Here is a 25219-nt window from a genome sequence, read left to right as displayed (position 1 = left end):
CTCCCTTCGCTGCGGATGGCACGGACCGTGCTCCGTGCTCTTCCGGTAGCCGCAGTGTACCCGCCGAGGCGGTCGACCGTCAGTGCCCGATCGACGAATCCGAGACGAACAGATGGCACACCGAAACCCGCCGATCCTGCCTACCACAATCGCCCTTGCCAAGTGACACACATACTCCACACATTCTTCGGGGAGTCGGCCCTGTTAGCCTGGCAGGCTGAAACCGATGAGCAGGAGTGAATGTGCGAACGAACCGGTGGCTGCTGGGCCTGGCCATGTCCGTCTCCGTGGTGGCGTTGGCCGCCTGCGGAAGCCAGGGCGACGAAGCATCGCCGAAGGAGTCCTCGGCCGCGGCCGAGCAGTCCCCCGGCGCCGACTCCGCCCAAGACCAACAGGGTCAGCAGGGCAAACCGAACACGAAGGACATTCCGAAGGTCGTCGCCGAGGTCAACGGCAAGAAGATCACGAAGGACGACTTCGTTCCCCTCTTCGAAACCCAGTACCAGCAGATGCAGATGCAGGCTCAGCAGTCCGGCCAGCCGGTCGATGAGAAGGGCCTGAAGAAGCAGACCGCTGAGAACCTCGTGAGCACCGAAGTACTCGTCCAGGAAGCCGACAAGCGCGACATCTCGGTGACGGACAAGGACATCGACAAAGGACTCAAGGAATCCGCGAAGTCGGGACAGATGAGCGAGAAGGACTTCCTCAAAGCCATGAAGGACCAGGGCATGGATGAGAAGAAGGTCCGCTCGGAGCTGAAGAACCAGCTGAAGATCGAAGGCGTCGTCGAAGACGAATACGGTGAGTTCGAGGTCAGCGGTGAAGAGATCGGGCAGGCTTACGAGCAGGCGAAGTCCCAGCAGGAGCAGATGGCTCAGCAGGGCGGCCAGGGCCAGCAGGAGATGCCGCCGATCGACGAGATGCGCCCTCAGCTCAAGGAGCAGGTGAAGAGCCAGAAGTCTCAGGAGGCAACCCAGAAGTTCGCGAAGAAGCTGCGCAAGCAGGCCGACGTCACGATCCACCTCTGAGACCCGAGAGCCACGGATTTCGTCCCATTTGGCAAGAAACTGCCGCCTTTTCACAAGAAATTGCTGAGCATTCCTCGCATTTTGCTTGTATGGAACTTACTCCGAGGTGGACTATTCGGTCGGTCGACTGACCGCCGGTCACACGTTCCGTCCGCTGACCAGTGTCGACGGTGACACGAGTTTCATTCACGAAAAGGACTTCCCGTGGCTTCCATTCTCACGCGCTCGGCAATTGTCGCGCCGAAGAACTTCAACCGGTGGCTGATCCCACCGGCCGCTCTGGCCATCCACCTGTGCATCGGCCAGGTCTACGCATTCAGCGTCTTCAAGATCCCGTTCATGACCCACTTCGACACCGGTGAGGTCTCGATCGGCTGGATCTTCTCGATCGCGATCCTCATGCTCGGCATCTCCTCGGCCGTCTTCGGCCCCTGGGTGGAGAAGAACGGTCCGCGAGCCTCGATGGTCGCTGCCGGAACCTGCTGGGTCGTCGGCTTCTTCATCGCCTCTCTCGGCATCGTGGGCGGTCAGCTGTGGCTGGTCTACCTCGGCTACGGAGTCATCGGCGGAATCGGCTTGGGCATCGGCTATATCTCTCCCGTGTCGACCCTGATGAAGTGGTTCCCGGACCGTCCGGGCCTGGCCACGGGCCTGGCCATCATGGGCTTCGGCGGCGGCGCCCTCATCGCCAGCCCGATGTCGAACCAGCTCATGGCCCTCTATGGCGGCGGTGCCGAACCGGAAAACCTCGTTGCCGGTCTGACCCCGACCTTCATCACCCTCGGCGTCGTCTACGCCGTGGTCATCGCAGCCGGCGCCTTCGTCATCCGCGTCCCCCACCCGGAGTGGACCCCGAAGGGCTTCGACCCCTCGAAGGTTGAGGCCAAGCCGATGCAGACCAAGGGCAACGTCTCGGTGCGCAATGCCATCCGCACACCGCAGTTCTGGTTCCTGTGGGTCGTCCTGTTCCTCAACGTCACCGCGGGCATCGGCATCCTCGAGAACGCCGCTCCGATGATCCAGTCCTACTTCGGCATCACCGCCGCCGCGGCAGCCGGCTTCGTCGGTCTGCTCTCCATCGGCAACATGGGCGGACGCTTCATCTGGTCGACGACGTCTGACTACCTGGGGCGGAAGAACAACTACATGATGTACCTCGGCGTCGGTGCGATCCTCTACCTTCTCGTCGCGCTCTTCGGCGGCGGGTCGATCATCCTCTTCGTGCTCGCCACCCTCATCATCATCTCCTTCTACGGCGGCGGATTCTCCACCGCTCCCGCCTACCTCAAGGACCTCTTCGGCGTCTACCAGGTCGGCGCCATCCACGGTGCGCTGCTCACCGCCTGGTCGGCAGCCGGTGTGGCCGGCCCGCTCATCGTCAACTCCGTCGTCGAAGCCGGTGAGGCTGCGGGTAAGGAAGGCCCCGCGCTCTACACCCCCGGCATGTTCATCATGGTCGGCGCGCTGGTCATCGGCTTCATCGCCAATGCGCTCATCCGCCCGGTCAGCGAGAAGTACTTCGAACGCGAAGAGGACGTCGCGGCCAAGCAGGCCGCCGCCCTCGAAGAGAACTGAAGGAAGGGTCAGATCATGAACGATTCCACCCACATCGCCCACGTCCCCGACTCCGGTTCACCGCAGTCCCCCGTCGGCGGTGCCTACAAGGCCATCGGCTCGACCCTGACCGTCGTCGTGGTCGGCGGCCTCCTCTGGGGCCTGTCCCTGACCGTGGTCAAGGCCGTCGCGATCTTCACCGGCTGACACCCTCGCCGAGGCGGCCCCCACCGGCCGTCTCAGCTGACGACTGACAAAGTCGAAGCCTCACTCCAGCTGCGCCACAGCCTGGCCACAGCCTCCAGGTGCTGAATAGGAGTCATCACGCACTCCTCAACAGCAGAGAAAGGCACAGCCCATGAGCACCAACCCCCGACGTCGTCTGGCTGCGGCGGTCACTGCCGCCGCAGCCGCACTGGCTCTGACCGTCGGCACGGCCGCGGGACTGCCGGCTGCCGCGGCGTCCCACACCGCCACGGTCGCAGCCACCCAGTCCGCCATCCCCTTCACCGGACAGCCTGCCAACCCTGGACAGGCCACTGACCCCGGACAGAGCGGCGGTCAGTCGTCCGGTCTCGGCCAGGGCGATGGCGGTTCCACCGGCATCACACCCGGCAACGGCACCTCGCCCGGCGGGAACTCGCAGTCGCCGAACACCGGCCAGGGTTCCAACGGCTCAAGTCAGCAGGAGGCCTCCCCTGCCAGCGCTGAGGAATCGACCGGAGTCGTCCTCATCGACACCGAACTCGGCTATGAGAACGCCGAGGCGGCCGGCACCGGCATCGTGCTGAGCAAGGACGGTCTGGTGCTGACGAACAACCACGTCATCGCCGATTCGACGAAGATCTCCGTCACCGTGGCCACCACCGGCAAGACCTACGAGGCCTCCGTCGTCGGCTCCGACTCGACAGACGACGTCGCCGTGCTCCAGCTCAAGGACGCCTCGGACCTGCAGCCGGCCACGATCGACGACGACTCGGTCACGGTCGGTGACGACGTCACCGCCGTCGGCAATTCCGAGGGGCAGGGACAGCTGCAGGCCGCCGACGGCACGGTCACCGACCTCGGCGCCTCCGTCACCACCACCGCTCAGGGCTCTGAGGATTCGGAGACGCTGAACAATATGATCCAGGTCCAGGCCGATATCGTCTCCGGCGATTCGGGTGGGGCCCTACTCGATGACGAAGGCGAGGTCGTCGGCATGAATACCGCGGCCTCGTCGGGATCGGCCACCGTCACCGGCTTCGCCATTCCGATCGAGTCGGCGCTGTCCACGGCCGAGTCGATCATCGACGGCGAGCAGACGAGCACGAACACGCTCGGCTATCCGGCGTTCCTCGGCATCGGGGTCCAACAGGATTCGCAGAGCGGGCAGTCGAGCCAGGGCAGCCAGTCGGGCAGGCCGGGAGACGGCAGTTCGAACGGCCAGTCGGGCCAAGCCAGCCAGTCAGGTCAGCCAAGCCAGTCGGGATCGTCGTCTCAGACCGCGGGAGCTGTCATCGCCGGCGTCTATGAGGACACCCCCGCCGCCGAGGCGGGGCTCACCGCCGGAGACACGATCACCGCGATCGGCTCGACGCAGATCACCGACGGCACCGCCCTGTCCGAGGCCATCGCCGAGCACAAGCCCGGTGACACCGTGTCGCTGAGTTGGACGGACACCGACGGTCAGACCCACAGCGCGAAGGTGACTCTGACCGAGGGCCCCGCAGCCTGAGCCGGAGATTGCCCAACCACCCCGGGCGAGACGTAAGATCGGGCCATGCCCGGACACGAAGACGCCTCGCCCGCGGAGTGGTCGCCCCGCACCCGGCATAACCGGGAGCGTCTCGACTGGTCGACGATCCTGCGCAATATCGTTCTTGCCCTCGCCGTGCTGGCCGGTGTGTGGGCGGTCTTCAATGTCCGCCTGCCTTCGGTCGACGTGCTGCAGGCCGATATCGCGGCCGCCGGTTTCTGGGGCTTCGCCGTCTTCGTCCTCATCTATATGGGCGTCGCCGCCACCCCGATCCCGGTGACGATCATGGCCACGGCCGGAGGCCTCATCTTCGGGCTGCCGTTCGGCACCCTCCTGTCGATGGTCGGAGTCGTCGGAGGCTGCTGGATCGGCTATTGGATCGCCCGGGCTCTCGGCCGGGATACGGTCCTGCGGCTGCTCGGTTCCCACGCCGAGACGATCGAATCCAAGCTCACCGGCGGCGGCTTCTACGCGGTGTGCGCCCTGCGCCTCATGCCAGGGTTCCCGTATTGGCCGGTCAACTACGGCAGCGGAGCCTTGGGAATCGACAACCGCACCTTCCTCAGCGCCACGATCATCTCGTCCCTGCCGGGCCAGCTCTCACTCGTGGCCGTCGGTGCCTTCATCGGGGAGCCGAATGTCATCAACGGCATCGGCGTCGGCGCCTCCTGGGCCTTGGTCATCACGTTGACGATCATCACGATGCACCGCTGGAAGCGCACGCGAGATGCCGAGAACTCGGAGAACGGGACGACGGAGATCCCCGACGACGAGAACCACCGTCTGGCACAATGAACCGGCGACTCGGTGTACCGGGCTCAGTGAAACGGAAGCTCAGTGAACCGAAAGCCCACTGAACCGGAGCGTCAGCCGAAGTCCGGCTTGCGACGCTCCTGGAAGGCTCTGAACCCTTCGGCATAGTCCAGGGTCTGGCGCGCCGATTCCTGCAGGGCCGCCTCTTGAGCGAGCACCTCGGCGAGGTTCGGCCGTTCGTCGGCGAGCTTCTGGACGAAGCCCTTCTCCATCGCGAAGGCCTCGGCCGGTCCGGTGACGATCTTCTCCAACTTCGATTCGACGAAGTCGGACAGTTCCGCGGCTGGGACCGCACGGGAGACGATTCCGGTGGCGGCCGCCTCGGCGCCGGTCAGGAAATCACCGGTGACAATGAGGTCCATCGTCCGGTGATAGCCGACCCGGTCGATGAACACGTGGTGGGCGCCGGAATCGAGCATTGCGCCGATCGCGGCGAACGGGGACCCGAACTTGGCGTCATCGGCGGCGAAGATGATGTCCGCAGCCGCGGCGACCCCATACCCGAGTCCGAGCGCAGCCCCCTGAACCTGCGCGATCACCGGGATCGGCAGCGCGCGGATCGCCTGGAACACTGGGGCGAAGATGTCGGCGAGGAACGCATGGGCGTCATCGGTCTCGACGTCGACGTTCGCGATATCGCGACCGGAGCAGAAGACCTTGCCCTCCCCGCGGATGAGGAGCACGCGCACGTTGGGGACCGCTTCGGCGACCTTGGCCACGGCGGCGGCGACGTCGCGGAGGTTGTCCGCGTCGAGGGCGTTGCGGGATTCGGGGCCGTCGAGGATGATCTCGGCGATGGGGCCGCGGTTCTTCAGCTGGATCTCGGTCATGGATGCTCCTTTGCGTGTCCTTGCAGTGGTTGTGTCACCAGGTGTAGAAACCCTGCCCGGTCTTGCGGCCGAGTTTGCCCGCGGCGACCTTGTCCTTGAGTATCTGCGGGGGCGTGAAACGCTCGCCGATCTCGGCCGCGAGGTGCTCGGCGATGCCGAGGCGCACATCGAGACCGACGATGTCCGTCGTCTTCAACGGCCCGGCCGGATGACGGTAGCCCAGGGTCATGGCACGATCGATGTCCTCGGCGCTGGCGACGCCGTCCTCGACCATCCGCATCGCTTCCAAAGCGAGAGCCACGCCGAGGCGGGAGGAGGCGAATCCGGGCGAGTCCTTCACCATGATCGCCGTCTTCCCTAGTCCCGTCACCCATTCCTTGGCGACGTCGACGAGCTTGGGATCGGTGTGCGTGCCGACGACGACCTCGACGAGTTCTGACACGGGCACCGGGTTGAAGAAGTGCAGCCCGATGAGCGCCTGCGGCCGCGGCAGAGCCGCGGCGAGCTCATCGATCGACAGCGCCGAGGTGTTCGTGCCGATGCTCGCGGCAGGAGCGTGCTTCGCAATGGCCGCGAGCACCTCCTGCTTGAGTTCGACGATCTCGGGCACGGCTTCGACGACGAGGAGTGCCTCATCAAGCAGGGTCGGGTCACGGTCGACGACGACGGTTCCGGGCACCTCGATGCCCTTGGACTGTGACTTACTCGTAGACGCATCGATGCGCTCCCGGGCAGCTGCCACGGTCTCGTCGGTGTTCTCGATGACGATGACGCGGGCCCCGGCGGTGGCGAAGGCATGCGCGATTCCGGCGCCCATCCGTCCGCCGCCATAGACGCCGACGACGTCGGGAACTCGGGCCGGTGTGTCTGTCGTGGTGTCGCTCATGCGTTGTCGCCCTCTCCTCGGGTGCGCGTCTCGTCCTGCTGGTCACTCGCTTCGGTGGCCACGGCTTCGGCGCGTGCGCGCTCGGCCGCTTCCGCCTCGGCGGCCTTCTTCGCCTTCTTCGCCTCACGCTTGGACAGGAACGCATCCATGCGGGCGAACTTCTCCTCGGTCTCGAACAGCACGGCCTGGGCCACATTGTCGATGAGCGGATGCGCTTCACGCGGGGCGTGGAACGCCGACTTGCTCAGTCGCACGGCCAAAGGTGCGAAGCTCGCAATCCGATCCGCCAGCGCCTGACCGGCCAATTCGAGGTCTTCAGGGTCGACGACGTCATTGAGCAGACCGATCGCCTTCGCCTCGTCAGCCTGCAGGGTCCGCCCGGCCAACAGGATCTCTTTGGCGCGAGGTTCGCCGACGAGTTCGCGCAGACGCCACGCGGCTCCGGCGGCGGCGAGGATGCCCAGACCCGTCTCCGGGTTTCCGATCTTCGTCGACGGGGTGCCGATGCGGAAGTCCGCAGCGAAGGCGAGTTCGGCACCGCCACCGAGGGCGAATCCCTCGACGAGGGCGATGACCGGCATCGGCAGTTCCTGGATGCGAGAGAAGATCTTCGAGTTGATCCCGGCCAGAGCATCATCGCGGCGACGATTGCGCAGCTGCGAGATGTCGGCACCTGCGGCGAAGACTCCGGAGGTGCCGGTGAGGATCGCGACCTTCGGTTCGGCCTCGAGTTCGGCACACACCGCGTGGAGGGCATCGACCATCGTCTGGTCGATGGCATTGCGGACCTCGGGCCGGTTGAGCCGGATGATCGTCCGGTCGGAGTGGCGTTCGATGAGCAGCGGGGAGGCGGAATCGCTCACACCGGCTGTGCCGTTCGTTCCCATACCGCCGGCCCCCATGCTCCCGGCGCTCACACGCGCTCCAGCAGCAGCGCCGATCCCTGACCGACGCCCACACACATGGTCGCCAGTCCGCGCTTCGCATCGGCCTGTTCCAGCCGGTTGAGCAGGGTCAGGGTGATGCGAGTGCCCGAGCAGCCGAGCGGATGGCCCAGCGCGATCGCTCCGCCGAAGCCGTTGACGGTCTCCGGGTCGAGTCCGAGGTCGCCCATGCACGCCAGCGACTGGGAGGCGAAGGCTTCGTTGAGTTCGACGGCATCGAGCTCGCCGACCTTCCACCCGGTGCGCTCGAGCACCTTGCGGGTCGCCGGGACGGGTCCGATGCCCATGATCTCCGGGGACACACCGGCATTGGCACCGGCGACGACGCGGGCGCGCGGGTTGAGTCCGTGCTTGTTCACATAGTCCTCGGACACGAGCACGACGACGGCGGCACCGTCATTGAGCGAGGAGGAGTTTCCGGCGGTGATGACGCCCCCGGGTCCGTGGATGGGACGCAGCTTGCCGAGCTTCTCCTGGGTCGAGTCGGCGCGCGGACCTTCATCGGCGGTGACGTCTCCGATGGGCAGGATCTCCGGGCCGAAGCTGCCGGCCTTCTGCGCGGCCAAAGCCTTCTGGTGCGACTGGTAGGCGAACTCGTCGAGGGCCTCGCGGGTGAGCTTCCACTTCTCGGCGACGCGTTCGGCCGTCTGCGGCATGGACAGAGTCGTGTCCTCATCGAAGGCGGGGTTCGTGAACCGCCAGCCGATCGAGGTGTCCCAGGTCCGGCCCGGCTTCGACCAGGCGCGTGAGGGCTTCTCGCTCACCCAGGGGGCACGGGTCATCGATTCGACTCCGCCGGCCACGACCACATCGGCATCTCCCGCGGCGATCATCGCCCGCGCCGTCGTGATCGCGGTCATCCCCGAGGCGCACAGACGGTTGACCGTGAACCCGGGCACGGATTCGGGCAGTCCGGCCAGGAGCACGGCCATGCGCGCGATGTTCCGGTTGTCCTCACCGGCCTGGTTCGCCGAGCCGAGGATGACCTCGTCGATATCGGTCGGGTCGATGCCCGTCCGCTCGACGACGGTCTTCATCGTGGTCGCCACGAGGTCGTCGGGCCGCTGGTCGGCCAGTGCACCCCCGTAGCGTCCGATGGGGGTGCGCAGTCCGTCCAGAATGAATGCCTCGGGCATGGGTCTCCTCGCTGAAGAGTTCGGGTAGGTGACATGGTACGGGCTTGCACCCGTTGGTGTGCGGGCCCGCGCCCACTGGGGTTCGGGACGCTCAGGAGTCGAAGTCGACCGTGACCTCGTCGCTGACGGGGAACGTCTGGCAGGTGAGGACGAAGTTCGCTTCGACCTCGGCGTCCTCGAGGGCGTAGTTGCGGACCATGTTGACTTCGCCGCCGCAGATCTTCGCGCGGCAGGTTCCGCAGACGCCGCCCTTGCAGGCGAACGGCAGATCGGACCGGGATTCCTGTGCGGAATCGAGGATGGTCTTGCCCTGCGACATCGCCGAGGTGGAGCGCTTCCCGTCGAGGATGACCGTAACGTCGCTCGTCGCACCTTCGACGACCTTGTCTGCGTGGACGACCTCCGGTGGGGGTTCGTCGACGTAGAAGAGCTCGAAGTGGATCTTCTCCTTCGGCACATCGAATTCGGCGAGGACCTTGCGGGCGTCTTCGAGCATGCCGAAGGGGCCGCACAGCCACACATGATCCATGCTGCCGATCGGGACGATGGCGGTGAGCAGATCCCGCAGCTTCTCCGCGTCGAGGCGGCCGGAGAACAGCTCGACATCGCGGGGTTCGCGGGAGAGGACGTGGACGAGATCGAGCTGTTGGTTGCGGGCGTCCTTGAGGTCGGCGAGCTCCTCGGCGAACATCACGGTGTTCGTGTGCCGGTTGCCGTAGAGCAGGGTCACCGAGGCGTCGGGGTTGGACAGCACGGTCGAGGCGATGGAGAGCATCGGGGTGATTCCCGAACCCGCCGCGATGCACAGGTGCCGGCCGCCGGCGGAGGCTTCGGCGCGGAAGCTGCCCGAGGGCGGCTGCACCTCGATGACGTCGCCGGCTCGAACTTCGTTGACCAGCCACAGGGAGAAGAGTCCTTCGGGGACTTCGCGGACACCGATGCGCGGAGCGGTTCCGGCCGGGGCGCAGATCGAATAGGTGCGGCGGTGTTCCTGGCCGTCGATGATGCGGCGCAGGGTCAGGGACTGTCCGGCCGCGAAATCGAAGAGTTCGGCGTATTCGCCGGGCACGTCGAAGGTCACGGCGGCCGAATCCTCGGTGAGGTGGTCGACGGATTTCACGGTCAGCGGGTAGAAAGCCGACCGGGAGCGTCCGCCGGCGGGATCGGTGGCGGGGGCCGCCTCGGCGGTCTGATCGATCAGATCGGTCATCAGATCTCCTTCACATGGTCGAACGGTTCGAGGCAGACGTTGCACTGGTACATGGCCTTGCACGCGGTCGCGCCGAACTCGGAGGACAGCCTGACATCGTCGGATCCGCACAGCACGCAGGTCACGGCGCGGCGGGTGGGCATGAGGGTCAGCGCCACGGGGCCGGTGCGGACGGGGGCGGAGCCGGGTGGGGAGATTCCGGCGTCCTTGAGTGCTTGTCTGCCGCGTTCGGTGATCCAGTCGCTCGTCCAGGCGGGTGTCAGGGACACGCGCACCTCGGCGTCGGGGAAGCCGTCTTCGAGGAGCTCACGCTGCAGGTCATCGCGCATCGTCGCCATCGCCGGGCATCCCGAATAGGTGGGCGTGATGGTGGTGACGACGTGGCCGTCTTCGACCGTGACGTCGCGCAGCACGCCGAGGTCGAGGAGGGTGAGCATCGGCATCTCGGGGTCGGTCACGCGTTCGGCGGCGGCCCAGGCACGGTCGATCGCCTCGGCGTCGGTGGCTGGTGCGGCGTCGGCCACGACTGCCGGGCGGGTGTCGGCGTGGGAGTCGGTGCGGGAGTCGGTGCGGGTGTCGGTCGGGTAAGTCTCGAGCATGGCGGTCACCACTGCCCCTCCGGATGCTCCCGGGCGACGACCTGCATCTCAGCGAGCAGCTTCGACAGGGCCTCGGTGTGGAGCCCGTCGCGGCCCTTGCCTCCGTGGACGCCGACTCCGGCCAGACCGCCGCGTTCGGGCCGGTCGATTCCGGCCGCGGCGAACACCTGGTCGAGGATCACGGATGCTTCGTCGGCCACCGTCGCGGGGTCGACGCCGATTCCGGCCTCGGCCACGGCAGTCTCGACCGGATGGGTCTCGAAGAGTTCGGACCACAGCGGCCACAGACCATCGAGGGCCGCCACCAGGCGGGACCTAGATTCCTCGGTGCCGCGGGCCAGAGTCACGACCCAGCGCCCGGCGAAGTCGCGGTGGTAGGACATCTCCTTGACGCCCTTGGCCGCGATGGCAGCGAGCACGGTGTCGCGGCTGCCTGTGAGGCGTTCGAAGATCGACAGGCGCCAGGTGGAGTAGATGAGGATCTTCGCGACCGCCTCGGCGAAGTCGCCGTTGGGCACCTCGGCGAGGCGGACGTTGCGGAAGCCCAGGTCGTTGCGGAAGTACGCGAGCCGGTCCTCATCGGGCACCGGGGAGCCGGCGAACAGCTCGGGCACGAGCTCCGGATCGGCTGCGGCGGCGCGGGCGAGCAGGAGACGCGCCTGGCCGAGGAGGTCGAGCGCGATGTTCGCCAGCGCGATGTCCTCTTCGAGGTCAGGGGCGTTCGAGCACCATTCGGAGATCCGCTGGCTGAAGACGAGCGCGTCGTCGCCGAGCATCAGGCAGTACGCGCCGAGGTCCTTGGCGTCGACGCCGTCGGGCACGGTGGTGTCGACGCCGGCCAGGGGGTCTTCGAAGTCGGTGCCGAAGGCCCAGTTCGCATCGTTGACGAGCAGACCGGAGTACGCGTTGTCGTGGTCGCCGTGATCGACGTTCGTGCCGGCTTCGTCGTGTTCGACGTGGATGGTGGGTTCGTTGTGCGCAGTCATTTCTCGCCCCTACTCACATATGGGGGACATCGGCGGGGATGTCGTAAAAGGTGGGGTGGCGGTAGACCTTGTCGCCGCTGGGGGCGAACATCGGGTCTTTCTCGTCCGGGCTCGAGGCCGTGATGTCGGAGGCGCGGACGACCCAGATGCTCACGCCTTCGTTGCGTCGGGTGTAGACGTCGCGGGCGTGATGGACGGCCATCTGGTCGTCGGCGGCGTGCAGGGATCCGACGTGGACGTGGTTGAGTCCGCGCTTGCCGCGCACGAAGACCTCGTACAGCGGCCATTCGCCGCGGGTCGAGCCCACAGCGGATCCGTCCTTCGCCGAGGTGGGACCGGGGTTGGTCTCGGTCATTTCGCTGTCTCCTCGGGTGTGGTGGTGTCGACTCCGGCGGCGGGGGTGTCCGCGGCCGCGTCCGGGGTGGCGGCCGCCTCGGCGGTCTGGTTCTCCGCGAAGGCGAGCGCTGCTTCGCGCACCCACGCTCCTTCGTCCCAGGCGCGCTTGCGGTGGGCGACGCGCTGCTCGTTGCAGGGTCCGTCGCCCTTGACGACAGCCCAGAACTCGTCCCAGTTCGGGGTGGAGAAGTCGTAGTGTCCGCGCTCCTCGTTCCACTTGAGGTTCTCATCGGGGAACGTCACGCCGAGGGCTTCGGCCTGCGGAACGGACATGTCGACGAACTTCTGGCGCAGCTCATCGTTGGTGTGGGTCTTGATGCCCCAGGCCATCGACTGCTCGGTGTTCGGCGAGTTGTCGTCGGGAGGCCCGAACATCATCAGCGCCGGCCACCAGAAGCGGTTGACCGATTCCTGGACCATCTCGCGCTGAGCCTCGGTCCCGCGCATCATCGTCATCAGCAGCTCGTAGCCCTGGCGCTGGTGGAAGGACTCTTCCTTGCAGATGCGGATCATCGCGCGGCCATAGGGGCCGAAGGAGGTCCGGCACAGCGGGACCTGGTTGCAGATGGCCGCCCCGTCGACGAGCCAGCCGATCGTGCCGACATCGGTGTAGGACAGGGTCGGGTAGTTGAAGATCGAGGAGTACTTCTGCTTGCCGGCGACGAGCTTCTCGGTGAGTTCGTTGCGCGTGGCGCCCAGGGTCTCGGCGGCCGAGTAGAGGTAGAGGCCGTGTCCGGCTTCGTCCTGGACCTTCGCCAGCAGGATCGCCTTGCGCCGCAGGGAGGGTGCGCGGGAGATCCAGTTGCCTTCTGGCTGCATGCCGATGATCTCCGAGTGCGCGTGCTGCGCGACCTGGCGGATGAGCGTTTTGCGGTAGGCCTCGGGCATCCAGTCCCGGGGTTCGATCCGATCCTTGGCCTCGATCGTGGCGTCGAACTGCTCCTGCAGCGCCGCCTCGTCGAAGCGGTTGTCGTTCACTTGAGTTGTCATGACCACTCCACCCTTGGATGTGCCCTTGTCAGGACCCGGCTCGGTCAGCGGCTGCCGACCTCCTCATCGGTCCGACCATCGTCAGACCTCTGGCCCGAGGAAATCCATTTACTGACCATTTGTTCTGTATTGTTGCCACAAGTGTCGCACACCCCCGGCCCGGGTGCAATGCCGCCCACGCGAAAGAGCCGCTCAGACCCGCCGCCGTGCCGCGTGGCCGTGCCGATCAGTGGATTGTTGGGTCGATCCACGGCGTCATCGGCGACGAAACCACCGCGGATCGACCCAACAATCGCACTACCAGCGCGGCGCCTGCCGGATCGACCAGGCAAACTCCCTCCGACCCACGCGGCGCCCGCAGAATATAGGTCAGCCCCGGATACTTTCGCCCGCCGAAAAGCATCCGATGCTGACCTATATTTCTCGGCAGCTATCCGATAGTGACCCATTCCCGCCTGCGCTTGACGATGCTTGCGCGATTCGCAGACGAACACACCCCAACCACACCCCGTGACTTGACACCGGCGACGATCGGAACGATATTTATTGACCAGATGGTCGTTTATTGTCCGACGGGCTGACCGTCCGGGATTACGGGGAACTCTCACCGTCGTCCACACGCAGCGGCGCAGGCACTCCTCGTGCACCGGCGCCTGAACCCGCGACTCGAGGAGGAGCCGCCCATGGGGCAGCCCACCCACGATACGACGACCGCGGAGTCACAGACCCCGAACACCTCCACCCCCACCGGGGCGGTACCCGAGTCCCCCACCGAGGCGGCTCCACAGCCCGATCCCACAGCATCCACCGAGGCGGCCCCCACCGAGGAACTCACCGGCGCCGCCGCGATGTTCGCCAATGACCGCGCCTCCCAGCACCTGGGCATCACCGTCGATGACCACGGACCCGGCTGGGCGCAGTGCTCGATGACGGTCACCGACATCATGACCAACGGCCACGACATCACCCACGGCGGCTACGTCTTCCTCTTCGCCGACACCACCTTCGCGATGGCCTGCAACTATCCCGGCTCGATCACCGTCGCCTCCGGCGGAGGCATCGACTTCCTCAAACCCACGTACCTCGGTGACGAGCTCGTCGCTCGCGGCCACGAAGTCGTCAAGCAGGGCCGCTCGGGCATCTACGACGTCACCGTCACCCGCGGCGATGAGATCATCGCGACCTACCGCGGCCGGTCCCGCACGCTGCCGGACCGCAAGTAGACCCGGCCAGCCCCACGACCGCCAGCCCCACGACTGCCGGCTCCGCGACAGGCACCGTGCCGCGCCGGACCACCCCCACCGAAGCACCCGTTCACGACCGGACACCGAAGAACGGTGGACCACCTCGGCGGTCTTTGGATCTGACACACAGAAGAGATTCGCAAGGAGACGATGATGACTGAAACCGACCTCGACGCCGGCGAACGGATGAGCCTGGACGAGCTGCGCTCCGACCAGCTGAAGAACATCAAGACGACGGTGAAATCGGTGTACGAGAACGTGCCCTTCTACCGGAAGGCCTTCGACGAACTCGGCGTCACCCCGGCGGACGTCACGAGCCTCGATGACATCGCGAAGCTGCCGTTCACGACCAAGCAGGACCTGCGCGACAACTATCCGTTCGGGATGTTCGCTGTCCCCCAGGATCAGGTCGCGCGCATCCACGCCTCCTCGGGAACGACGGGCTTGCCGACCGTCGTCGGCTACACCTTGGGCGACCTCGACAGGTGGGGCAGCCTCATTGCCCGCTCCATCCTCGGTGCCGGCGGCAAGCGAGAGCAGATGATGCACAACGCCTACGGATACGGCCTCTTCACCGGCGGACTCGGCGTCCACGGGGCGGAGCGTCACGGGTTCACCGTCGTCCCGATCTCCGGCGGTCAGACCCCGCGCCAGGTGCAGCTCGTCCAGGACTTCGAGCCGGACATCATCACGGCCACCCCGACCTACCTGCTCACGATCCTCGACGAATTCCACAAGCAGGGCATCGACCCGACCTCGACGAGCCTGAAGACCGCGATCTGCGGCGCCGAGCCGTGGACGGACGAGATGCGCAAGGAGATCGAGAACTCCTTCAACATCGATGCCGTCGACATCTACGGCCTCTCCGAGGTCATGGGCCCCGGCGTGGCCTGCGAGTCCGCGGTGACGAAGGACGGCCCGACGATCTGGGAGGACCACTTCTACCCGGAGATCGTCGACCCTTTCACCGGCGAGGTGCTGCCCGACGGCGAGGAGGGCGAACTCGTCTTCACCTCTCTGACGAAGGAAGCGCTGCCCATCATCCGCTACCGCACGCACGATCTCGCAACGCTGCTGCCGGGCACCGCGCGGCCGAACTTCCGCCGCATCTCGCGCATCACCGGTCGCTCCGATGACCTCATGATCATCCGCGGCGTCAACGTCTACCCCGCGAACGTCGAGACCGTACTCTTCGAATTCTCACCCCTGAGCCCCCACTTCCAACTCATCCTCACACGCCCGGGCCGGATGGATGAGATGACCGTCGAGGTCGAGGCCCGCGAAGGCATCGGCGCCGTCGAGCTCGACGGCCTCGACAAGCTCGTGGCCGCCCGCATCAAGGAGCGCCTCGGCGTCTCCTGCACCATCGACATCAAGATGCCCGGCGACCTGCCGCGCTCGGTCGGCAAGATGAAGCGCATCATCGACCGCCGCGAAGGCGTGCGCTGAGATGAGGCGGGGCATACGCGGAAGCAACGCTGCGGATGTGCGCCGAGGTGAGTGCTGTGACTTGGGTCGCGGCACCCACCGAGCTGGCCGATTAGACTGATGCGCATGCCCGAAACGACCACCCCCGCCGAGGCGGCCGCCCCCAAACGCTCCCGACGTGGCCGTCCCGGCTACGACCGGGAGACGCTCATCAACAAAGCCACGGAGGTTTTCGTCTCCCGTGGCTACGACGGCACCTCGATGGACACCGTGGCCCGTGAGCTCGGCATCACGAAGTCGGCGATCTACCATCACGTGAAGTCGAAGGAAGAGCTGCTTCACCTGGCGATCAGCCGCGGCGTCCGTGCCCTGGATTCGGCCGTGGAGACCGAGAGTCTGCGGGAGAACGTCACCGCGCTCGAACGCCTGCACCTGGCCGTGCGCGCAAGCGTGGTCATCCTCATCGAGTACCACCATTCGGTGACTTTGCTGCTGCGCGTGCGCGGAAACTCACCGCTGGAACGCGAAGCCCTCGAGGCCCGACGCAATATCGATGCGAAGGTCCGTGCTCTCGTCGAGGCAGCCATCGCCGAGGGCGGTCTGCGCTCGGACTTCACCCCAGGCCTCATCACCCGCCTGCTCTTCGGCATGGTCAACTCGATCACCGAATGGTACCGACCCAGCTATCCCGTCGATCCCGACACCATCGCCGAGGCGGTCACCACGATGGCCTTCCAAGGCCTGGAAGCCTGATGGTCGAGCGACCAGGAGGTCCCCCCCCCAGAGCGGGGAAGGATTCGCAGAAGCAGCGCTTGTTCAACTCCGCGGTCTGACAGATCGCTCCGACGGTGGCTGCCCGGTGTCCCTGCGGCCCGAACAGTTCGATCCTGCGCCGATGATCTGTTCCAGCCGAGCACTTTCCCGCGTTTCGCGGCTGGCTCCGGCGCAGGGTCGCCCCTGAATAGTCACAGCGTGGTTTTGACGACACCAGCCGAGGAACTCAAACCAGTACGTTCTGGGGGGGCGAGCTCAAGCTCTCCGCAGAGACGGCCATCGACGATGGCCTCATCGACGTCGTCCTTTTCAAGGAGGCGTTCGTGCCGAAGCTCTCCGTCGAGCTCGTCGCGTTCCTGCCCGGCAGGCACGACCGTCACCCGAACAGATCTCCCTCAGTACTCCTTGGCCACCAGCGTGAGCACGTCGTAGTTCGCCACGGGTTCGTCGTTCTGGTTGACGACCTGTGCGTCCCAGCGGACCTCACCGTATTCGTCGGTCTCACGCGGGGTGATGCGCTTGGCGGTCAGCGTCACCTTGAGCTTGTCACCTGGGGAGACGGGCGTGATGAAGTTCAGACCCTCGAGTCCGTAGTTTGCGAGCACCGGACCCGGGTCCGGCTGGACGAAGAGTCCGGCGGCGAAGGACACGATGAGGTAGCCGTGCGCCACGCGTCCCGGGAAGAACGGGTTCGCGGCGGCCGCCTCCTCGTTCATGTGGGCGTAGAAGGTGTCCCCAGTGAAGTTCGCGAAGTGCTCGATATCGTCGAGCGTGACCTCCCGCCACTCCGAATCGAGGGTGTCGCCGATGCGCAGGTCCTCAAGCGACTTCGTGAACGGATGATCGCCGAGGCGGCGCTCCGATCCGTTGACCCATTCCCCGCCGATCGCGGTGAGCATGTCCGGGGAGGCCTGGATCGCGGTGCGCTGCATGAAGTGTGTGATACCGCGCAGTCCGCCCATCTCCTCACCGCCGCCGGCGCGTCCGGGGCCGCCGTGGATGAGGTTCGGCAGCGGCGAGCCGTGGCCGGTCGACTCTTCGGCATCGTCACGATCGAGGACGAGCACACGGCCGTGCCATGGGGCGATCTTCCGGACGAATTCGGTCGCGAACTCACGGTCGTGGGTGACGACGGAGCCGACCAGCGAACCGCGGCCACGGGCGGCCAGGCGGACGGCATCCTCGGTGTCGGAATAGGTGATGATCGAGGTCACGGGCCCAAAAGCCTCGATGTCGTGGACGGCATCGGACCAGGCATCATCGGCCCGGAGGACGGTGGCCGCGACATAGGCACCACCGTGTTCGGCAGCCAGACGATCTGATTCCTCACGGCCGCCGGCGAGCAGATGCGCTCCCCCGGCGATGATCTGGTCGACCGCGTCGAGGACGTCGGTGCGCTGCTTGTCGGAGACGACGGGACCCAGGCGGGTGGACTTCTCGCGCGGGTCCCCCACCCCTTGGGTGGCGAGCTTCGCGGTGATGGCTTCACCGACCGCCTCGGCGTGGACCTCGGGGACGAAGGTGCGGCGGATCGCGGTGCACTTCTGTCCGGCCTTGACGGTCATCTCGGCGACGACGCCGGAGACGAAGAGATCGAATTCTTGCGTCCCGGGGCCGACATCGGGACCGAGCAGGGAGAAGTTCAGGGAGTCCGCCTCGGCGAAGAATCGAGTTCCGCGCTCGGTCACGCAGTCGAGCCCGGACAGCGTGCGGGCGTTGTTCGCGGAGCCGGTGAACGCGATCGCGTCCTGTTCGGCGAGGTGGTCGAACAGCGGGGTGACGTCACCGGTGACCAACTGGATCGAGCCGGCAGGGAGCAGACCGGATTCGATCATATCCGCGACCACGGCGTGGGTCAGGTGGGCGGTGTCGGTGGCGGGTTTGACGACGACGGGGACGCCGGCGACGAACATCGGTCCGAACTTCTCGAGCATGCCCCAGACGGGGAAGTTGAAGGCGTTGATCTGCAGCGCGAGGCCCTGCCGGGAGGTGAGGATGTGGCGGCCGACGAAGGTGCCGTTCTTCGACAGGCGCTCGACTCCGCCGTCGAGGTGGACGGTCGAGTTCGGCATCTGGCGGCGGGCGACGCCGGAGTAGGTGAAGAGTGTGCCGATTCCGCCTTCGATGTCGACAAAGGCGTCGCGCTTGGTGGTGCCGGTGGTGAAGGAGATCTCGTGGTAGTCCTTCGTGCGCTCCATGAGGTAGGTCGCGAGCTTCTTGAGGATCACACCGCGCTGGTGGAAGGTCAGCTTCTGCAGTTCGGCGATGCCGGTGGTCCGGGCATGGTCGGCGACGGCGGCGAAGTCGACCCCGGCCGAACTCACCGAGTGCAGGAGCTCCCCCGTGCCGGCGTCGCGGACGGGCCGGGCGGAATCGGTCGCTGCCGGTGTGTGCCAGGTTCCGGCCACATAGGAACTGAGGATTTCGGTCATGCTTTGCTCTCCCTGGTGAAACGACGTCTCCCGGTCCACGGCGGCCGCATTCGGCACCGCTGCCGATTCCTAGCAATATACTAACCAATCGGTCGGTAATTGTCATAAAGAGTCGTCAGAGCAGTTCAGAAACGATCGAGCAGCTCACGCTCCGCATCGGGATGGATCTCACCGGTGTCCTTGTCCACGACCGGCTCGATGCGCCCCTGCTGCTCCCACTCGGCGGCGATGACACCGAGCTCGGCCTCGATGGCTTTTCGACTGACCTGAAGTGCTCGGTATCGGAGATCTCAGCCATGACTGTCCTCCATCGGATCCTCGGCCGAATCGCCGGTAATCTTCGCCTTCGCCTCATCGCCTACCTTCTTCGATTTCTCACCGACGGCCTTCAGCACCTGTTCCGCCTTGTCCTGGGCGGCCGGAGCCTTCTCCTTGACCGAGTCCTCGACCTTCGAGACACGGGCCCGGACCCTGGGGTCGCCCCACAGGTCCTGGACGCATCGCGTGAGCGATTCATAGCTCTGTCGACCAGCGCGGGAACCGAGGACGTATCCCACTCCGATGCCGATCGCCAATAGAAGTCTGCCTTTCATCATGCCCCTCTTTCTTCTGTTTCACCCTTTGTCAGAAGCTCCTGCACTGCCGCGAGCACCTCTGCACCCGATGCCTTGGACGAATCGCTGCTCGTATCGATGCGCACGACCGGCCCGACGTCGAGCGGTGCACTTCGCCGCCACAGATCGACATCATTCGGATCGTCCTCGTGTATCCCGTGACGGTCTCGGTTCTCGTATCGCTCGACGGCCTCCTCCAGAGGTGCGTCGCACCATACTTCGACGACCGCCTCAGCCCTGGCGATTCGCAGGCCCTCCTTGACACTGTCGAGATCACGTTCGAGAGCCCAGAACGACTCGACCACCACCGTGTCCTCGACGAGGGATGCCAGCCTCCATGCCACTCTGCCTGCGAGCTCATGGGCTGGACCCCGGGGGAAGCGGTAGTCCACGGAATCGACGAGCCGTTCGAGCACCTCGTCGACAGAGAGCAACGGGATGTCCGCGGCCTCGGCGAGGTCAGAGGCCAGCGTGGACTTCCCGGAGGTAGGGAGGCCGTTGACCAGGATCACTGTGCTTGCCATCGTTCGGTCCCTTCCTTGGATTCGCCGCAGAGACGCTCACCGCCCCGAGGCTCTGCTGCACGCGGCAGAATTGAGCCATTCGGCCACGATAACCTCACCGAGCAACGATTCAGAAGCAGGTCGCTGACTCACCGATCTCCACCGCCAACGAGCAGCAGCGGTGGATCGGGCCGGATTCGGCCTTCACGCAGGTGACATCGACCACCATCTGCAATATAGTCAGAGGCAATTACTGACCAAGCAGTCAGTCGAGGCAGACGTCCATCCGTCCGCCGCCAAACCCGAGGCACCCGCGATCACTCAGAGTCGAGGACCAGCGCCTCCGGAGACAGCACCCGGCAAAGTCGCCCAGCAACAGAAGGTTCCGCTCATGTCCGCCACCGCTTCAGGCCCGGTCACTCCGAATCCGGCCACCTCACATACGACAACCCGCGAGGAGCGTAAGGTCCTCGCTGGCACTCTCGTCGGCACCACCATCGAGTGGTATGACTTCTTCATCTACGCTCAGGCCGCCGGCATCGTCCTCTCCGCCCAGTACTTCGGCCCTTTGGCCGCGGACAATCCGGCGCTCGGTCAGATCATGGCGTGGGCGTCTCTGGGAATCTCGTTCCTCTTCCGCCCCCTGGGTGCGATCATCGCCGGCCACCTCGGCGATCGGATCGGACGGAAGAAGATGCTCGTTCTCACGCTCATCCTCATGGGGGCCGCGACCTCGCTCATCGGCCTGCTCCCGAACTACGCGATGATCGGAGTCGGCGCCCCGATCCTGCTCACCCTGCTTCGGATCCTGCAGGGCTTCTCCGCCGGCGGCGAATGGGGTGGGGCCGCGCTGCTGTCGGTCGAGCATGCCCCGATCTCCAAGCGCGGCATCTTCGGCGCGTACCCGCAGATCGGCGTGCCGGTCGGCATGATCCTCGCCACCGGCGTGATCTGGGTGCTCACCACGGTCCTCACCGCCGAACAGTTCGCGAGCTTCGGATGGAGGATCCCGTTCCTCTTCTCCGTCGTCCTCGTCTTCGTCGGCTATTACATCCGCCGGCAGGTCGAGGAGTCCCCGGTCTTCGCCGAGCTCGCCGAGCGCAAGGCCGAATCCTCGGCTCCGGTGGGCACCCTGTTCAAGAAGAACACGAAGGAAGTCGTCCTCTCCGCGCTCATCTTCATCGGCAACAACGCGGTGGGCTACATGATCATCGCGTTCTTCGCCGCCTACGCCTCACGCCCCATCGCCGAGGGCGGTTCCGTCGGCCTCGACCGTGCACCCGTACTGTTGGCGACGACGCTCGCGAGCTTCGGTTGGCTGGTGTTCACGATGTGGGGCGGGGCGCTGTCGGACAAGCTCGGTCGCGTGCGGACCTTCCAGATCGGGTACGTCCTGCTCATCGTGTGGCTCATCCCGACCTTCCTCATGATCGATATGGCCAACATCTGGATGTACGGCATCGGCATCTTCGTCCTCACTGTCGGCATGGGCCTGTCTTATGGCCAGATGTCGGCGATGTATGCGGAGATGTTCCCTGTCGAGGTCCGCTACTCGGGCGTCTCGATCGGCTACGCCCTCGGTGCGATCCTCGGCGGTGCCTTCGCCCCGACCATCGCCGAGACCCTGCTCGCCGAGACCGGAAAATCGATCTCCATCGCAATCTACATGATCATCGTGTGCGTCATCTCGCTCATCGGCGTCAGCCTCGTCAAGGAGACCAAGGGCAACGACCTCGGCCTGACCAAGCATCACTGAGACTGCCGCGAACCCCTGGTTCGTCACCTGCACCTCGATTTCCTGGTCGATCCACGGTGATTCCTCCGCCTGAAACGCCGTGGATCGACCCAACAATCCACCGAGGCGGCGCACCGTCTCAGCAGCTCTCGCATAGTCTGATGAGATGACTGGGCTGACGTATCCCGACATCGAAGCCGCGTCCGCACGGATCGCCGGACGAGTGCGACCGATGACCGTGGCCCCAGCTGGCGAGGACGGCCTGTTCTTCGCCCTCGAGTTCATGCAGCACACCGGCACGTTCAAGGCCCGCGGTGCGCAGAACTTCATCCAGGCTCACCTTGCCGAAGGCACCTTCCCCGAGGCGGGAGTGACGATCGCTTCGGGCGGCAACGCCGGACTCGCCTGCGCCTGGGCCGCCCGTGTCGCCAAGGTACCGGCGACCGTATTCCTGCCGACCACCGCGCCGAGCGTGAAGGTCGAACGGCTGCGATCGTATGGTGCGCGAGTGGAGTTGGGCGGTTCCGAATTCGCCGAGGCGGCCGCCGCCTGCCAGGAATTCGTCGAGTCCTCCGGTGCGCTGGCCTCGCACGCCTACGACCATCCGCTCATCGCGGCCGGTGCAGGCACGCTGATGACCGAGATCCTGGCACAGGTGCCCGATCTCGACACGGTCGTCGTCTCGGTCGGAGGAGGCGGCCTGTTCGCCGGCATCGCGACTGCGGCGACTCATCACGGAGTGCGCACTGTCGCTGTTGAGCCGGAGAACTGCCGAGCGCTGAATGCAGCGATTGAGGCGGACGAGCCGGTCGACGTCACGGTCGATTCGGTGGCCGCGGATTCGCTCGGTGCCCGTCGCGCCACACCGCTGGCACTGGAGGCGGCACGGTCGGATCTGGTCACCTCGGTGCTGGTCAGCGACAACGCGATCGTCGAAGCACGGCAGCGACTGTGGGACGAACACCGGCTGGCGGTCGAGCATGCCGCGGCGACGGCGCTGGCGGGAGTCAGCGGTCACGACGGCGAGTCGGTGAGCGACGGGAGAACTGTGTGCGGCTATGTGCCGGCCGAGGGGGAGAAGGTCTGCGTCGTCCTTTGCGGGGCGAACATGAGCCTCGGCGATCTCTGAGGCGCAGTCAGCGCGTTCGGTCGCGGTCCTTGGACTTCAGCGAGGCCTTGATGAGGCCGAAGATCGCGAGCGCCACGACGACGGTGATGATGGCCTTGACGAGGAACCACGCAATGGAGAACGCGACGTTGACCACCCACCACGCGATGATGATGGCGATGATCGCGCCGATGATGCTCCACACGGTACTCATCTTCATGCTTCAAGCCTAGGCGCGAGTGCACAGCCGTGCAATGCGCGCGGTGATCGTCCCAGCCGATCCTCAGCAGGGAGGCAGTTCGTCAGCCGAGCGCGACAGCGATCCGCCCTGCACCGGTCGTCCGAGGTGCCGCGCCGGCCCGAACAGCACGTGCGGACCAGCGGCGATCGGCGAAGCCCACCTCGATCGGATGGTCGAAGGCGGCCGAGACCTGCTCGGAGGTGAGCACCTCGACGATGGGACCGGCGGCGGTCAGCCGACCGTCAGAGATGAGCGCGGCATGCGTGGTGGTCTCCGGGATCTCTTCGAGATGGTGGGTGACCAGCAGCGTCGACAGCTCGGGCGAGCGCACCGACAGGGCGTCGATGGTCTCGAGCAGCTGTTCGCGGGCGGCCACGTCGAGGCCCGTGGTCGGTTCGTCGATCAAGTTCAAGGGGCAGAGGGAAGGCAGACGCACCTGATGTCCATGAACACCACCACAACGAACACCAACACGACCACGACGAACAGGCTCTTGGAGCTACCGCTGCTCACGCCGGAGTTGCGGACCGCGGTCGAGCGACTCCGGGAGATGGCCGAGGACGACTGGACCGCTTCGATCCTGTATGGGCGGGCCTCACAGGACCGGCACAAGCTGATGCGCTCGATCGATGACCAGCTCACTGACATGGTCGGCTGGTGCCTGCCGATCGAATGGTACCCGGAGGCGATCGTCCGCGATGCTGACCGGTCGGCCTCGCAGTGGCGCAGGCGCGAACGCGAGGGCTTCGACGAGGCCATGGCCTTGATCGAGTCCGGCAGGTATGGCGGCTTTGCCTCTTGGGAGCCGTCTCGTGCCGGGCGCGATATGGAGGTTTACGTGCAGCTGCGCAAGGCCTGCCAGCGCGCCGGGGTCCTCTACCTCACCCACGGCAGGGTGTATGACTTCTCCCGCTCCGATGACACGTTCATGATGGGCTTCGAGTTCCTCCGCGCCGAAGCGGACGCGAACACGATGCGCGAGCGGCAGTTGCGCACAGTCAAGCTCAACGCGGACAAGGGCCGCCCCCACGGTCGCCTCCCGTACGGATACCGGCGGGTCTACGACCAGCACACCGGTGTCCTGCTGCGTCAGGAACCCGACCCCCACACCGGGCAGATCGTCCGCGATGCCGCCCGTGATGTGCTGGCTGGTAAGTCCATGTACTCGATAGCGATGCGGTTGCAGGATGCTGGGGAGCCGACACCGAAGAAGCCGTGGGCCGAGAGTCCCCGCGGCTGGGATACCTACACCGTCCGCCAGGTGCTCCAGAACCCCACCATCGCCGGCAAGCGCGTCTACCGCGGTGAGGTCATCGGCCAGGCGCAGTGGGAGGCGTTGATCGAGTGGGAGGACTTCCAGAAGATCCAGCGCCTGTTCGCCGATCCCGGACGTCTCGTCAAGGGCGGTGGCGGGATGGCCGCGAAGACGCTCATGGTCCACATCGCCCGCTGCCACTACTGCGGCCGCCCTTTGAAGCGGGCCACGATGCGGAAGAAGGAGAGGACTCCGGCGGTGAAGTACCAGTGCCAGTTCCGGGGGTGCTATAAGACGATGATCTCCCAGCCGGGCCTGGACGCCTATGTCGAGCAGGTCGTGCTGGAGTGGTTCCAGAACCCGACCAACCTCGCCTGGCTCACCGGCGACGACGACGGCGACTGGCTCAAGGTTGCCGAGGCTGCCGAGCAGAAGCGGGCGGCGTTGCAGGCCCGCCTGGACGAGGTCATCGCCCAGTACGCGGCCGGGAGTCTGAACCTCGACACGCTCACGAAGCTGGAAGCCGCGTTGCGGCCCCAGATCGCCGAGGCCGAGCAGGCGCTCATCCCCCCGGTGAACGACGAGCGGGTGCGTGCCCTGGTCACCGCCGAGGATGTGCCTGCCGCGTGGGCGGGCCTGCCACTGTTGGAGCGGAGGAAGATCATCAAGGCCACGTTCAACGTCCGCATCCAGCAGACTCAGAACCGGGGCCAGAACGCCTTCGAGCCCGAGCGGGTACTCATCGAGCCCCGCGCACTCTAAAGGACGTGGGGCT

The 25219-nt window shown here is 65.9% G+C and carries 26 protein-coding genes; 11 read left to right on the top strand and 15 right to left on the bottom strand.

Annotated elements, in window-relative coordinates; translation table 11 throughout:
• Window positions 1-242 precede the first annotated feature (242 nt).
• The 5 genes from BI49514_RS06815 (at window position 243) to BI49514_RS06800 (ending at window position 5115) form a co-directional block, all read left to right on the top strand.
• Window positions 243-1028 carry a SurA N-terminal domain-containing protein gene (locus BI49514_RS06815; RefSeq protein WP_244195295.1) on the top strand — a complete coding sequence of 262 codons (786 nt, stop codon included), beginning with the start codon at window positions 243-245 and terminating at the stop codon, window positions 1026-1028.
• Window positions 1029-1232: 204 nt separating this feature from the next.
• On the top strand, window positions 1233-2603 hold the full coding sequence (locus BI49514_RS06810) for an L-lactate MFS transporter (protein ID WP_101545407.1): 1371 nt from the start codon (window positions 1233-1235) through the stop codon (window positions 2601-2603).
• A 15-nt stretch (window positions 2604-2618) separates the two neighbouring features.
• A complete protein-coding gene (locus BI49514_RS16525; protein WP_156483776.1) occupies window positions 2619-2789 on the top strand; it encodes a hypothetical protein in 171 nt (56 codons plus the stop codon).
• Window positions 2790-2940: 151 nt separating this feature from the next.
• Window positions 2941-4299, top strand: a complete 1359-nt coding sequence (locus BI49514_RS06805) for a S1C family serine protease (RefSeq protein ID WP_101545405.1) — start codon at window positions 2941-2943, stop codon at window positions 4297-4299.
• Window positions 4300-4344: 45 nt separating this feature from the next.
• Window positions 4345-5115 carry a TVP38/TMEM64 family protein gene (locus tag BI49514_RS06800; RefSeq protein WP_101545404.1) on the top strand — a complete coding sequence of 257 codons (771 nt, stop codon included), beginning with the start codon at window positions 4345-4347 and terminating at the stop codon, window positions 5113-5115.
• A 71-nt stretch (window positions 5116-5186) separates the two neighbouring features.
• On the opposite strand, the gene BI49514_RS06795 is transcribed toward BI49514_RS06800, so the two are convergent.
• From BI49514_RS06795 to paaA, 9 genes are all read right to left on the bottom strand, one after another.
• A complete protein-coding gene (locus BI49514_RS06795; protein ID WP_101545402.1) occupies window positions 5187-5963 on the bottom strand; it encodes an enoyl-CoA hydratase/isomerase family protein in 777 nt (258 codons plus the stop codon).
• A gap of 34 nt (window positions 5964-5997) precedes the next feature.
• Window positions 5998-6849 (bottom strand): 3-hydroxyacyl-CoA dehydrogenase family protein, encoded by an 852-nt coding sequence (locus BI49514_RS06790; protein ID WP_101545400.1) that lies wholly within the window; start codon window positions 6847-6849, stop codon window positions 5998-6000.
• Entirely contained in the window at window positions 6846-7751 is a 906-nt protein-coding gene (locus tag BI49514_RS06785; RefSeq protein WP_244195358.1) for an enoyl-CoA hydratase/isomerase family protein, read from the bottom strand. The genes BI49514_RS06790 and BI49514_RS06785 overlap by 4 nt, the downstream gene beginning before the upstream one ends.
• A gap of 11 nt (window positions 7752-7762) precedes the next feature.
• The gene (locus tag BI49514_RS06780; protein ID WP_101545398.1) at window positions 7763-8929 is read right to left on the bottom strand and encodes a thiolase family protein; all 1167 of its coding nucleotides are present in this window, start codon (window positions 8927-8929) and stop codon (window positions 7763-7765) included.
• 91 nt (window positions 8930-9020) lie between these two features.
• On the bottom strand, window positions 9021-10139 hold the full coding sequence (gene paaE, locus BI49514_RS06775) for a 1,2-phenylacetyl-CoA epoxidase subunit PaaE (RefSeq protein ID WP_101545396.1): 1119 nt from the start codon (window positions 10137-10139) through the stop codon (window positions 9021-9023).
• On the bottom strand, window positions 10139-10738 hold the full coding sequence (gene paaD, locus BI49514_RS06770; protein ID WP_101545459.1) for a 1,2-phenylacetyl-CoA epoxidase subunit PaaD: 600 nt from the start codon (window positions 10736-10738) through the stop codon (window positions 10139-10141). The genes paaE and paaD overlap by 1 nt, the downstream gene beginning before the upstream one ends.
• 5 nt (window positions 10739-10743) lie before the next feature.
• Window positions 10744-11724, bottom strand: a complete 981-nt coding sequence (gene paaC, locus BI49514_RS06765) for a 1,2-phenylacetyl-CoA epoxidase subunit PaaC (RefSeq protein ID WP_101545394.1) — start codon at window positions 11722-11724, stop codon at window positions 10744-10746.
• A gap of 13 nt (window positions 11725-11737) precedes the next feature.
• Window positions 11738-12079 (bottom strand): 1,2-phenylacetyl-CoA epoxidase subunit PaaB, encoded by a 342-nt coding sequence (gene paaB / locus BI49514_RS06760; protein ID WP_244195294.1) that lies wholly within the window; start codon window positions 12077-12079, stop codon window positions 11738-11740.
• Window positions 12076-13110, bottom strand: coding sequence for a 1,2-phenylacetyl-CoA epoxidase subunit PaaA (paaA, locus tag BI49514_RS06755; RefSeq protein ID WP_101545392.1), 1035 nt, complete (start codon window positions 13108-13110; stop codon window positions 12076-12078). The genes paaB and paaA overlap by 4 nt, the downstream gene beginning before the upstream one ends.
• A 683-nt stretch (window positions 13111-13793) precedes the next feature.
• Here paaA and paaI point away from each other — a divergent pair.
• The 3 genes from paaI (at window position 13794) to BI49514_RS06740 (ending at window position 16535) form a co-directional block, all read left to right on the top strand.
• On the top strand, window positions 13794-14333 hold the full coding sequence (gene paaI, locus BI49514_RS06750) for a hydroxyphenylacetyl-CoA thioesterase PaaI (RefSeq protein ID WP_101545390.1): 540 nt from the start codon (window positions 13794-13796) through the stop codon (window positions 14331-14333).
• 174 nt (window positions 14334-14507) lie between these two features.
• The gene (locus BI49514_RS06745; RefSeq protein ID WP_101545455.1) at window positions 14508-15803 is read left to right on the top strand and encodes an AMP-binding protein; all 1296 of its coding nucleotides are present in this window, start codon (window positions 14508-14510) and stop codon (window positions 15801-15803) included.
• 105 nt (window positions 15804-15908) lie between these two features.
• Window positions 15909-16535 (top strand): TetR/AcrR family transcriptional regulator, encoded by a 627-nt coding sequence (locus tag BI49514_RS06740; RefSeq protein ID WP_101545453.1) that lies wholly within the window; start codon window positions 15909-15911, stop codon window positions 16533-16535.
• A 212-nt stretch (window positions 16536-16747) separates the two neighbouring features.
• Here BI49514_RS06740 and BI49514_RS06735 read toward each other — a convergent pair whose 3' ends face one another.
• From BI49514_RS06735 to BI49514_RS06720, 4 genes are all read right to left on the bottom strand, one after another.
• Window positions 16748-16936 carry a hypothetical protein gene (locus BI49514_RS06735; protein ID WP_101545388.1) on the bottom strand — a complete coding sequence of 63 codons (189 nt, stop codon included), beginning with the start codon at window positions 16934-16936 and terminating at the stop codon, window positions 16748-16750.
• Window positions 16937-16951: 15 nt separating this feature from the next.
• Complete coding sequence (gene paaZ / locus BI49514_RS06730) at window positions 16952-18988, bottom strand: phenylacetic acid degradation bifunctional protein PaaZ (protein ID WP_101545386.1); 2037 nt, start codon at window positions 18986-18988, stop codon at window positions 16952-16954.
• Between the two features lie 290 nt (window positions 18989-19278).
• Window positions 19279-19584 carry a YtxH domain-containing protein gene (locus tag BI49514_RS06725; RefSeq protein ID WP_145996188.1) on the bottom strand — a complete coding sequence of 102 codons (306 nt, stop codon included), beginning with the start codon at window positions 19582-19584 and terminating at the stop codon, window positions 19279-19281.
• Window positions 19581-20114 (bottom strand): P-loop nucleotide/nucleoside kinase family protein, encoded by a 534-nt coding sequence (locus tag BI49514_RS06720; protein ID WP_167443997.1) that lies wholly within the window; start codon window positions 20112-20114, stop codon window positions 19581-19583. The genes BI49514_RS06725 and BI49514_RS06720 overlap by 4 nt, the downstream gene beginning before the upstream one ends.
• 382 nt (window positions 20115-20496) lie before the next feature.
• On the opposite strand from BI49514_RS06720, the gene BI49514_RS06715 reads away from it, so the two are divergent.
• Together BI49514_RS06715 and BI49514_RS06710 are read left to right on the top strand one after the other, a co-directional pair.
• Entirely contained in the window at window positions 20497-21861 is a 1365-nt protein-coding gene (locus BI49514_RS06715) for an MFS transporter (RefSeq protein ID WP_101545452.1), read from the top strand.
• A gap of 145 nt (window positions 21862-22006) precedes the next feature.
• Window positions 22007-22969 (top strand): threonine/serine dehydratase, encoded by a 963-nt coding sequence (locus BI49514_RS06710; protein WP_101545380.1) that lies wholly within the window; start codon window positions 22007-22009, stop codon window positions 22967-22969.
• A gap of 7 nt (window positions 22970-22976) precedes the next feature.
• Here the strand turns inward: BI49514_RS06710 and BI49514_RS06705 are convergent, their stop codons facing one another.
• Window positions 22977-23168: a hypothetical protein gene (locus tag BI49514_RS06705; protein ID WP_039211572.1), complete on the bottom strand. Its 192-nt coding sequence runs from the start codon at window positions 23166-23168 to the stop codon at window positions 22977-22979.
• An 82-nt stretch (window positions 23169-23250) separates the two neighbouring features.
• Window positions 23251-23601, bottom strand: coding sequence for an ATP-binding cassette domain-containing protein (locus tag BI49514_RS06700; RefSeq protein ID WP_180954359.1), 351 nt, complete (start codon window positions 23599-23601; stop codon window positions 23251-23253).
• Between the two features lie 33 nt (window positions 23602-23634).
• On the opposite strand from BI49514_RS06700, the gene BI49514_RS06695 reads away from it, so the two are divergent.
• Complete coding sequence (locus BI49514_RS06695; RefSeq protein WP_244195293.1) at window positions 23635-25206, top strand: recombinase family protein; 1572 nt, start codon at window positions 23635-23637, stop codon at window positions 25204-25206.
• The last annotated feature ends 13 nt before the right edge of the window (window positions 25207-25219 follow it).

The sequence above is a fragment of the Brevibacterium iodinum ATCC 49514 genome, from assembly GCF_900169265.1.
Classification (GTDB): domain Bacteria; phylum Actinomycetota; class Actinomycetes; order Actinomycetales; family Brevibacteriaceae; genus Brevibacterium; species Brevibacterium iodinum.
Note: the sequence above shows the minus strand (reverse complement) of the source record. Positions and strands in the feature narration are given on the sequence as shown.